10 protein-coding genes are annotated in these 10,722 nt (G+C 71.6%); 3 read left to right on the top strand and 7 right to left on the bottom strand.

Going from position 1 to position 10,722, the window contains the following annotated elements:
* A partial coding sequence (locus B4E30_RS06945; protein WP_286794235.1) for an adenosylhomocysteinase occupies positions 1–758 on the bottom strand: 758 nt, incomplete at its 3' end.
* Between the two features lie 52 nt (positions 759–810).
* Positions 811–1,017 carry a DUF3499 family protein gene (locus B4E30_RS06940; RefSeq protein ID WP_071044747.1) on the bottom strand — a complete coding sequence of 69 codons (207 nt, stop codon included), beginning with the start codon at positions 1,015–1,017 and terminating at the stop codon, positions 811–813.
* 66 nt (positions 1,018–1,083) lie between these two features.
* Between B4E30_RS06940 and B4E30_RS06935 the strand changes: the two genes are divergently transcribed.
* Positions 1,084–1,524 (top strand): metallopeptidase family protein, encoded by a 441-nt coding sequence (locus tag B4E30_RS06935; RefSeq protein ID WP_071044746.1) that lies wholly within the window; start codon positions 1,084–1,086, stop codon positions 1,522–1,524.
* 16 nt (positions 1,525–1,540) lie between these two features.
* Here the strand turns inward: B4E30_RS06935 and B4E30_RS06930 are convergent, their stop codons facing one another.
* From B4E30_RS06930 to manA, 4 genes are all read right to left on the bottom strand, one after another.
* Entirely contained in the window at positions 1,541–2,950 is a 1,410-nt protein-coding gene (locus B4E30_RS06930; RefSeq protein ID WP_286794231.1) for a DUF5719 family protein, read from the bottom strand.
* Positions 2,947–5,796 carry a glycosyltransferase gene (locus B4E30_RS06925; protein ID WP_286794229.1) on the bottom strand — a complete coding sequence of 950 codons (2,850 nt, stop codon included), beginning with the start codon at positions 5,794–5,796 and terminating at the stop codon, positions 2,947–2,949. Before B4E30_RS06925 ends, B4E30_RS06930 begins: the two co-directional genes overlap by 4 nt.
* Positions 5,797–5,879: 83 nt before the next feature.
* Complete coding sequence (locus B4E30_RS06920; RefSeq protein WP_075807113.1) at positions 5,880–6,200, bottom strand: WhiB family transcriptional regulator; 321 nt, start codon at positions 6,198–6,200, stop codon at positions 5,880–5,882.
* 186 nt (positions 6,201–6,386) lie between these two features.
* The gene (gene manA, locus B4E30_RS06915) at positions 6,387–7,568 is read right to left on the bottom strand and encodes a mannose-6-phosphate isomerase, class I (protein WP_286794227.1); all 1,182 of its coding nucleotides are present in this window, start codon (positions 7,566–7,568) and stop codon (positions 6,387–6,389) included.
* Between the two features lie 63 nt (positions 7,569–7,631).
* Between manA and B4E30_RS06910 the strand changes: the two genes are divergently transcribed.
* Entirely contained in the window at positions 7,632–9,032 is a 1,401-nt protein-coding gene (locus B4E30_RS06910; protein WP_286794225.1) for an O-antigen ligase family protein, read from the top strand.
* A complete protein-coding gene (locus B4E30_RS06905; protein WP_286794223.1) occupies positions 9,029–10,378 on the top strand; it encodes an O-antigen ligase family protein in 1,350 nt (449 codons plus the stop codon). The genes B4E30_RS06910 and B4E30_RS06905 overlap by 4 nt, the downstream gene beginning before the upstream one ends.
* Here the strand turns inward: B4E30_RS06905 and B4E30_RS06900 are convergent.
* On the bottom strand, positions 10,366–10,722 hold a 357-nt coding region (locus B4E30_RS06900), incomplete at its 5' end, for an ABC transporter ATP-binding protein (protein WP_414683191.1). The genes B4E30_RS06905 and B4E30_RS06900 overlap by 13 nt on opposite strands.

Below are 10,722 nucleotides of genomic sequence, written 5' to 3'. Positions count from 1 at the left end.
CGGATGCCGTAGACGTTGTCGAACTTCGACTTCGTGACGGAGTCGTTGACGTTGATCGCGGGGAACAGCAGACGATCGGATGCGGCCAGCTCGTAGAGACGGTGCACCCCGGTGGTCGTCTCCTCGGTCACGCCGAGGATGCCGTCGGCCATGCGCGTGAAGCGCTGCGGGTCGCGGGCGAGGCTGCGACGAAGCGCCTCGAGCACGACGCGGTACTCCTCGGAGTCGCCCGCGACGGCGTCGGGCACCGCACCCGCCTTCTCGAATTCGACGCCCTTGTGCACGAGCAGGGTCGCGTCGCCACCGTCGTCGAGGATGAGGTTCGGCCCGTCGAAGCCCTCCGCCGACCAGTCGAAGATGCGGTCGGCGAGGTCCCAGTACTCCGCGAGCGTCTCGCCCTTCCAGGCGAACACGGGAACCCCCCGCGGCTCGTCGACCGTGCCGTCGGGGCCGACGACGACGGCGGCGGCGGCTTCATCCTGCGTGGAGAAGATGTTGCAGCTGGCCCACCGCACCTGCGCACCCAGCGCGACGAGGGTTTCGATGAGCACCCCGGTCTGCACGGTCATGTGCAGGGAGCCGGCGATGCGCGCACCCTTCAGCGGCTGCGACGCGCCGAACTCGTCGCGAAGGGCCATCAGGCCCGGCATCTCGTTCTCCGCCAGCCGCAGCTGGTGGCGACCGGCGCCGGCGAGCGAGAGGTCGCGGACGGCGTGATCGGGAACGGTGCGGGTCGGCGCGGCGGTGTCGGAGGACATGCCTTCCATCATCCCACGTCGCCTGCGGGCACATGCCGAGGCGGACCGGCGGTCAGACCTGGAGCGTCTCGTGGCGGATGACGACCCACCCGCGCGGCACGGAAAGCCGATCGGTGTGGGCGGCGCACAGATCGTGCGCGTGCGGATCGTTCGCGCGACCCAGGGGTCCCAGGGCGGCCATCTGGTCGCCGTAGTCGTAGGTCAGGGTCGACACCGCCTCGCGGGCGCATCCCACTTTGGAGCAGAGTCTCTCGCGCATCGGTCTCACCCTAGTGAGCGGTTCCGACAGCATCCGGATGCCGCGCCGCGCACCTAGGATGGGGCCATGGCGTGGAGACGTGCGAAGCCCTCGGCGACACCGGCCCGCCGGCCCGCCCGCCACGGCCGCCACGGGCGCGTCGGCCGCAGCCCGATCGTGCGCCCGCCGCTTCCTCCCATCGACACCCGCATCGAGCGATTCGACCTCGCCGTCGGTGCGGCGGCGGAATTCCTGCGCTCGGCGTGGGACGACCTGCGCGACGTGAGCTTCGAGATCGGCGATATGCCCGGAGAGACCGGTGATCGCGGCATTCCGCGGTGGACGGTGGACACCACCCGCAAGCGCATCATCGTGTGGCGACTGCCCATCGAGCGGCTGAGCCACCTGCACCGCGACGACGACCTGCACCGGCGCATGATGATCGAGAGCTGCGTGTTCCGCGCGGCCGCGGAGTATCTCGACATGGATCCGTGGGATCTCGGCCCCGAGCGGTTCCGCTACTTCTGAGCCTTCGCCCGCGGGCTCACGGGTAGACGGTGATCGCGTCGGAGGCCGCCTCGGACGGCCACACCGGGTAGCCGGCGAGAGCGCCGTCACCACTGAAAGACAGGCCGGCGTGGATGCCGTCGCCGCCGTCGTCGATGCTGTAGACCATGCGCGCGGTCAGGCGAACAGTCGTCGACGTGCGCGCGGCGACGACGACCTCCTGCTCGTCAGAGCCGTCGATCGCGGCGATCGCGACGGTCATCTCCGTGTCGGTGACGTTCGCGAGGGTGAGCTGCGGCTCGGGACCCGCCGGGGTGGCGAACGTGCTCGGCGTGCCGAGCTCGGGCGCCGGCATGTACCACGCGAAGTCGGCCGCCTCACCCGATCCCGTCGCCTGCCACACCGAGGCGAGCAGCTCGACCTCACCGGTCACCTCGACGGTGTACTGACCGACCTCGAGGCCGCCCAGCTCCGCCTCGGTCGGGATGCCCGCGGTCAGCTCGATCGTGCGTTCGACCACGACCGACTGCAGGGCGTCGGATGCGGTGACCCGCACCGTCGCGGTCGTGTCGGTGACGGGCGCGAGCAGGCGGAGCACGGTGCCCGGCTCGTCGTCCTCGGGCTCGTCGGCGACGCCCACACCGGTGATGACCTGGCTCGTCTGCGGTGCGGAGACGGCGGATGTCTGCTCGACTCCTCCGGCGATGAGGCCCCGCGTGATGCTGGACTGCACGGATGCGTGCACGGGCGCGCCCACGGCGGTCACGCGAACGACGGGGCTGGCTTCGCCGAGGATGAGCCCGGCGAGGGGGATGATCCGCTGGCTGCCGGCTGCCACGACGACGTCGGCGCCGCCGGGGGGTTCGATCGCGCCCTGTGCGCCGTAGACGGTCAGCTGCACGGTCGCCGCGACATCGCCGGGGTTGGAGAGCAGCACGAGGTCGGCGGAGCCGGTGGCGGTGGATCCCGCAACGAGCCAGGATTCCATCAGCGCCGGCCGGCAGGGGGAAGCGGCGTAGCCGCGCAGGTCTTCGTCGGCGACGGTCGCGGAGCCGGCGGCTGCGACGTCGACGCGGTCCTCGCCGTCGGGCTCCGCGACCAGGGCGACGGCGCTCTCCTCCTCGCCCAGGGTGGGGGCGGGAAGCGCGGTGAGTTCGGGATCGGCGTCGGCTTCGCTCGTGCCCAGCGTGAAGGTGGAGTCCGCGGCGGAGACGATGCCGGCCGCATCCTCGACGTCGCGCCCGGTGGCCAGCAGATCGCCCGTGCACGCGGCGATGCTCTCCTCCGCCGCGGGACGCTCCTGGATCGACGGCGCCGTGCGGTCGATCTGCGGCCACGGCACCGACACCGCGGTGACGACGGCCACGACGAAGCCGATCCCGACCAGGGTGCCCACGAGCATCCGGGCGCTGGTGGTCGCCCAGCGGAAGGTGCGCTTGTCGCTCATGTGCCCTCCTGCCAGTACGGGCCGACGATTCGCGAGGTGCGTCGCGCGCCACGGCGGGATGCGGCGGTCGGCAGCGCGAGAAGCAGCGCGATGACGACGACGAGCAGCTGCGCGGCACCGACGACGACGGCGATCTGCGCGACCCACGCCGGTGCGGCTGCGCGCGGCGCGACTTCGTCGGCGACGCGCCACAGCACGCCCTTGCTGGTATCGCCCACCGGGTCGAGGCCGTTGCGCTGGTCGAGCGCGGTGGTCGCCGACAGCTGCAGTTCGCGAGCGCCGGATGCGTCGGGGTCGGCCGGGGGCGCCAGCAGGACGAAGCCGACGCCGTGCGCGGCGAGCCGGTCGACGGCGTCGTCGGCGGTGGAGGTCACGAGGTCGACGGCGATGTCGGCGAGTTCGCGGTCGGCCGCCGTCGGCACGGCGCGGGTGGACAGGAGGGTCGTCTGTCCGCCGAGCGTCTCGCTGCCGCCCCACACGATCTCGGCCGACAGTCCGCCGTCGGACTGCGGGGTGAGCAGGATGGTTCCCACGTCGGGGTCGTCGCGGCCCTCGGCGGCGACGTATGCCGGCAAGGTGCTCTCGGGACCGTTGGTGAGCAGGCTGGCCTCACGGGCGAGGGCGGTCAGCGACGGCACGGCCAGCACCACGAGCGCGAGCGCAGCCGCGCTAGCGATCGACCCGCGCGCGGAAGACAGCCGTGGCGCGAGCCCGGCGTCGAGGGCGACCGCCGCAGCGCCGACCGCGCCGATCCACGCCAGACTGAGCCCGCTCCCCGGCCACACGGCGACCGTGAGCGCCTGGTCGAAGACGACGACGATGCCGACCGCGACGAACGCGGTGCCGAATCCGAGCGCAGAGATCACCAGCAGCGTCACGCCGGCGGCCCAGCGCTGGGTGAGCGGCGCGAAGAGCGCGAGCACCGCCACCGGGGCCGACAACAGCGGCACCCACCAGGTGGCGACGCCGGGGAGGAACTCCTGCCACCCCGCCATGTCCGGGGTCGGGATGCCGGCGGCAAGCAAGCCCCGACCGGTCGGATCGGCCGCCACCTGCGGGCCCGCCCACGGCACCCCGGGGTCGGCGAACAGGGCGAACACGTCGCCGGTTCGCACCTGATCGACGATCAACGGCGCGAAGAGCACGACGGTCGGGATGACGAGCCAGATGAGCCGGGCGACGCCGTTTCCGCCGCGCATGGCGACCGACAGGATGATCGCGCCCGTCCACACCACGGCGAAGGCGGGGGCGAGCGACGGAGCGCACGCGACCACCGCGGCCAGCAGCAGCGAGGCCACCCCGGAGGCGACCCAGGTGCGATGCGCGATGGAGCCGGCGTAGAACAGCCACGGCAGCAGCAGGTGCACGAGGACGGCGGTGGGCCGCCCGTCGACGACGGCGACGAGGAACATCGGCGCGAGCGTCCACAGTGCCCCCACCATCACCCGCAGCGAACCGCGATCGGTCACGCGCACCGCCGCGAACCAGCCGCCGAGGGCGGCGAGCGGCATCGCGAGGATCCACAGCACGACGATCGCGTGCGACGGCTCGAACGGCGACAGCGAGCCGATGACGGCGATGACGGCCGAGAACGGGTCGGCGGCGCCGATGGTCTCCCAGCCGAGGGGGCGCAGGCCGAAGGTCGCATCCGCCCACAGCTGCGCGACGGTGGCACGGAGGGGCTGCAGCGCTCCCCCGCCGAGCACGGGCCACGCCAGCAGGCTCGCGAACGACGCGACCGAGACCACGAGAGCGGCGAGCACGAGCCACGCGCCGCCCTTGGTGAAGAAGCCCAGCTCGCCGCGCACCGGCGCGGAATCGACCACGCCGCGGTCTTCGTCCAGGCGCTGGCGCAACTGATGTCCGGTGAACCGCAGCGGGGCGATCTGCGCCCACGACGCCCGGCGGGTGCGACGGATGCGGCCGCGTGACCGTGCGATCGCGGGCACGCGCAGGGCGACGACGACCGCCGCGGCCCACTGCGGCCAGACCAGGCCCGGCTGCTTGCGCACGAGGAACACCGCCGACAGCCACAGGGCCAGCGGCAGCAGCGAGAGCCAGTGCAGGAACACCGCCGGAGCGGGCGCGTAGGCGAGGCGTCGATGCAGCTGGGCGGTGCGCACCGCGCGCGCCCCGCGGCGCCGGGCTCGGCCGTTGCGCGGGGCGGGCAGGCCCGCGACCCCGTCGCCGGCGACGGCCACGAGCGCGGTCGGAACGAGCGAGATGCGCGAGCCGGCCAGTCGCGCGCGCACCGCGAGATCGAGCCCCTCGTCGGCGCCGCCGAGGGCCGGATCGATCCCCTCGAGGGCACGCCACGCGTCGGATCGCACCAGCACGCCGCGCACGTCGGAGCCGAGCACGTCGTGGGTCACGTCGTGCTGCCCCTGGTCGAGCTCGTCGTCGGCGAGGCCCACCGAGCGCCCGGTGGCCGTCATCGACACTCCGAGCGAGACGATCTCGGAGCGGTCCTCCCACCGCACGAGTTTCGGAGCGACGAAGGCGACGGAGGGCGCCAGCTCGAGGGCGCCGGCGAGGCGGGTGAGCGCGTCGGGCTCGGGGGCGGTGTCCTGCGCGAGCAGCCAGACCGCGTCGCCGTCGAGGCGGTGGGTGCCCAGGGTGGTGGCGGCGGCGAAGGAGGTGCCGGCGGAGGCGGTGATGACCGACTCCGCACCGGATGAGGCCGCGAGTTCACGAACGGCGGCGTCTTCGCCGCAGATCACGATCGTCAGCGCGTCGACGGGGCGCCGCTGCTCGTTCAGCGCCGCGAGGGTGCGGCGCAGATGGAACGCGGCCGACGGACGACCGTCGGGGCGCACCACGAGGAGGGCATGAACACGGGCGGGCATGGCCAGGTAAGCCTATGCGGGCGGCGCGACGAGGGTCGCGCGCACGCGCCGGGAGCGCCGCATCCCGCGGCGGCGGTGGCGGATCAGCTCGCGCGGCGCTTGAGCTTGCGCCGTTCGCGTTCGGACAGGCCGCCCCAGATGCCGAACCGCTCGTCGTTCTGGAGCGCGTACTCGAGGCATTCGTCACGCACATCGCACGAGGTGCAGATGCGCTTGGCGTCGCGCGTCGAGCCGCCCTTCTCCGGGAAGAACGCCTCCGGGTCGGTCTGGGCGCACAGCGCGTCTGTCTGCCACGCGAGTGCATTCTCGTCGTCGGTCTCGGCTGGACGTCGCACGCCCGGCACGCCGAGCTGTACGGGATCGACGAACCAATTCTCGGGAACGCCGGAACGGTAACCCGTCATCTTGCTCTCCCACCTCGTGGTTTCCCCCCACGCCGGTCCGCGTGTTGGGAATAATTACACAGGTGTAGTTCCTCACGGTCAAGTCGCAGATCGTAAAGCCTCACCCCCGGGTTGAAGCTTCGCGACGCGCCGTCGGCGTGTCGCGGCAGATCACGATGCGGCCACGAAGCGGACGCTCGGATGCGGCTACGCGGCCGAGGCGTCGGGTGCGGCGACACCCGTTGAGGCGATGAACACCGTGCCGTCACCGCGCAGTACAGCGCCTTCGGCGTCGGGCGTGACGAGCACGGCCCGCCCGGGCGTGAGGGCGAGGTCGTCTCCCGCGGACGCGACCGTGACCTCGCCGGTCGTCGCGAGCAGGATCGCGGTGTCGGAGACGGGCACCCGCACCGGGGTGTCGGCCGCCACATCCGCCCGGCGCAGCGTGAAGTCGGGCGCGGGGGTCGGATAGCGCCACAGGCCCTCGCCGACCTCTTCCGCCTCGACGCGGGGCGCCGGGCCGGGCGACGGCGTCAGCACCGAGACGAGTTCACCGACGTCGATGTGCTTCGGGGTGAGACCCCCGCGCAGCACGTTGTCGCTGGCGGCCATGAGTTCGACCCCGAGCCCCGCGACGTAGGCGTGCAGCACGCCGGCGGGCACGTAGAGCCCCTCTCCCGGTGCGAGCGAGACGAGGTTCATGAGCATCGCCACGATCACACCCGGGTCGGACGGGTAGGCGTGCGCCAGGTGCGCAACGAGATCGAGCTCGGCGTCGAAGCCGGCGCCGCGGGGTGCGTCGAGGGCGGCGCGGATCAGCGCGTCGACCTCATCCTGCGCTTCGCCGGAGAGCAGCCACGCGATGACGGCGGAAAGGGACGCCCCCGCATCGGCGTCGTCGAGGCGGGCGGAGAGCACCGCGCCCGTCGGGCCGAGCAGCTCGAGCAGCCGGCGGGTGTCGGCGAGCGCGCGCAGGCCGGCGAGCGCCAGGAACTCGTCGCTGACGGCGACGATCAGCTCGGGCTTGTGGTTGTCGTCGCGGTAGGTGCGGTGGCCCGCGTCGCGCGGAATGCCGGCCAGCTCCTCCCGTGCGAAGCCGGCCTCGGCCTGCTCCTTCGACGGGTGCGCCTGGATCGACAGCGGCGATCCGGCCGCGAGCAGCTTCATCAGGAACGTCAGCTTCGCCGGGGCTCCCGCGGCGCCGGCTTCTTCGGCGAGCCACGCGTCGAGGGTGCGGCCGTCGGCGGTGACCGCCGGGTTGCCGGGGTGGTCGCCGAGCCAGACCTCGGCCTCGGGCCGCCCGGTGGGCTCGCGACCCTCGAGGCGGGCGATGAGATCGGTCGAGCCCCAGGCGTAGTCGCGGGGGGTGTTCGTCAGGGGAACCAGCACGTCTCCAGACTAGGGCGACGCACACCGCGTCTTCACCCGGGATCCCGGTACCCTGAACACCTGATGGCCGTCCACACGAAACACCCGGTGTCGGCGCCGCCGGCCGCCCCCGCCCGCGAGAAGACCGGTCACCTGCTGCTGCGCGCGTGGTGCATCTTCGTGCTGACCCTCGCCATCGGCGGCGTCTCGTGGGCGAACGCGTTCGGCGTGCCCATCGCCTCGGTGATAACCGTTGTCGCCGCCGTGGTCTCGGTGGCGCTGTGGTTCACGATCCGCCCGCCGGTGCAGTGGCGGCGCCTGCCCTGGTACGCGCTGGTCTACGTCGCATTCGCGGCGGCGTCGGTGCTGTGGTCGGCGTGGCCCGCGGCGACGGCGATCACGTGGTCGCTCCTGGCTCTCACGACCTTCCAGGCCCTGTTCGTCGGGGGCGTGCTGACCTGGCAGGAGCTCGTCCGCGCGATCTCGTCGGCGCTGCAGTGGGTGCTGTCGGTGTCGCTGCTGTTCGAGCTGTTCGTGTCGGTCGTGCTGCAGCATCCGGTCATGCCGCAGTTCGCGGAGGCGCCGGAGGGGGTCGATCCGATCGTCTACTGGTCGCGCGACAACCTGTTCGACGGCGGGCGCATCCAGGGGGTCTTCGGAAACGCGAACCTGCTCGGGATCGTCGCCGCGCTCGCGATCATCGTGTTCGCCGTGCGCTATGCGTCGCAGAGCCCCAAGCGGCACGGGCAGCTGTTCTGGATCGTGCTCGCGGGCTACCTGCTTCTTCGTGCCGGCTCGGCGACCGCCTACCTCTGCCTCGCCGGCGCAGCATTGGTGCTGGCGACCGTGCTGCTGATGCGCACCGCGAAGCGACCGGGTGAGCGCACCAAGTACTACGTCGCCTACGCGGTGATCGGCCTGAGCGGCGGGCTCACGCTGTGGTTCGGCCGCGACCTGATCTTCTCCGCGCTGGGGCGCGACTCCGACCTGACCGGCCGCGAGATGATCTGGGATGCGGTGCTGACGCGTGCGGGCGAGCGCCCGTGGGCCGGGTGGGGCTACTCCACGCCGTGGGTGCCGTGGGAGGCGCGCATCGACGGGTGGATCATCGATCACGACCAGACGGTGATGCAGGCGCACAGCATGTGGGTGGATGTGTTCTTCCAGCTCGGCGTGATCGGACTCGTGCTCATCGGCCTCGCCTACTTCGCCTTCGTGTGGCGGTCGTGGTTCTTCGCCGTCGACCGTCCGCGCTGGGACCTGCGGGCCGACCGGCCCTACTCGGCGCTGTCGCTGCTGCCGACCCTCACCGGGGCGGTGCTGCTGGTGCAGGGCTTCTCGGAGTCGAATCCGCTCATGCTGTGGGGCTGGATGTTCGTGGTCATGTTCGCGTTCAAGATCAAGCAGTCGCCGCACATCGGCGAGGGGCCGATCGAGCAGCGCCTCGCGATCGAGCGGGGCGAGCTGATGAAGCAGGAGCCGTGACACCGGCCGCGCGCACCGCGTGGCTGACCGGCCTGCTGGCCTCGGCGCCCTTCGCGCGCGCCTATACCCTGACCGCCCTCGGGGCGGTCTTCTCCTCCTTCGCGATCGAGCGCACCGCCGGACTCGTCTCGTACGTGACGATCATCGTGGGCCTGTGCGTGCTCGGGCTCGGGATGCTGCTGGCGCGGCGCCGCGAGATCTCGCTCCTGCGGCTGGTGCCGGTCTCGGTGGTGCTCTTCGTGGCGTGGGCGCTCGCCAGCGCGTTCTGGAGTTCGGATTCCTCGGAGACCTGGTGGAACTGGGTGGCGCTCGCCGGCATCGCGTTCCTCGCGATCGTGATCGGCCACGTGCGCGACACCCTGCAGACCGTGCGGGCGCTCGGCGATGTGCTGCGCGTGCTGCTGGGGGCCTCCCTCGTCCTGGAGATCCTCTCCGGCATCCTCCTCGATGTGCCCTTCCGGTTCCTCGGCGTGCAGGGCAACATCGCCACCGAGGGGTCGATTCAGGGCATCTTCGGCACGCGCAACCTTCTCGGGTTCGTCGCCGTCATGGCGCTTGTGACGTTTCTCATCGAGTACCGCACGCAGTCGGTCCGGGTCGGCGTGTCGGTCGTGTCGGTGGTGCTCGCGGGGGCGCTGGGGTTCTTCAGCGACTCCCCCACCGTGCTCGTGCTCGCCGTCGGCGTGGGAGCCGCCGTCGCCGCCCTCGCGTGGGTTCGGCACACACGAGCCGAGCGTCGCGGCGCGGTGCAATGGTTCCTCGGTGGCGTCGTCATCGTCGGGCTCGTGATCGGATACGTCGCGCGGCATCCGATCGTCGCATTCCTCGGCGCGGGCACCGACTTCTCCACCCGCGTGACGCTCTGGAACACGATGGTCGACTACGTGCGGTTCGCCCCCATCGAGGGACAGGGGTGGTATGGCCCGTGGGATGACACCGAGTGGCCGTTCAATGCGCTCAACTACGTGCTGAACGCCGACCACGCGAGCGGCCTCAACGCCTACCTCGACGTGCTGCTGCAATTGGGCTGGGTGGGGCTGCTGATCTTCCTCGCGCTGTGCAGCACGGCGCTGGTGCGCTCATGGCTCGACGCGAGCGAGCGGCGCTCTGTCGTCTACGCCTGGACGCCGCTGATGCTCGTGACGCTGCTCATCGACTCGATGTTCGAGTCGTTCACCCTCTCCGGCCTCGGGTGGCTGATGCTCGTGCTGTGCGCGGTGCGCGCCGGCCAGTCCCGGTCGTGGCGCGCCCGCCTCCGCAGCGGTGAGGAATCGCCCGGGCTCGACCCTGAGGGTCTTCCGGATCTCGGGTCGGAACCCGGCCCTTTTGGAGCTCAGGCGGGGTAATCGGCGTTGTATCGGTCGAGCACCTCGTCGAGGCTCGCATCCAGTTCGAGGCGCCCCTTCTTGAGATACAGCCCGCGCTCGCAGAAACGCCGGAGATCGCGCTCGTTGTGGCTGACGAAGAAGAGTGTCCGTCCTCCGGCCAAGAGTTTGTCGATCCGCGCGTAGCACTTCTCCCGGAACGCCTTGTCGCCGACGGCGAGTACCTCGTCGACGAGGAGGATCGGCTCGTCGAGTTCGGAGACGACCGCGAAGGCCAGGCGGACCTTCATCCCGTTCGAGAGGTGCTTGTAGGGCGTGTCGATGAAGTCCTCGAGTTCCGCGAACTCGATGATGCCGTCGAACCG

The sequence above is a fragment of the Microbacterium sp. UBA3394 genome, from assembly GCF_002358725.1.
GTDB classification, from domain to species: domain Bacteria; phylum Actinomycetota; class Actinomycetes; order Actinomycetales; family Microbacteriaceae; genus Microbacterium; species Microbacterium luteum.
Note: the sequence above shows the minus strand (reverse complement) of the source record. Positions and strands in the feature narration are given on the sequence as shown.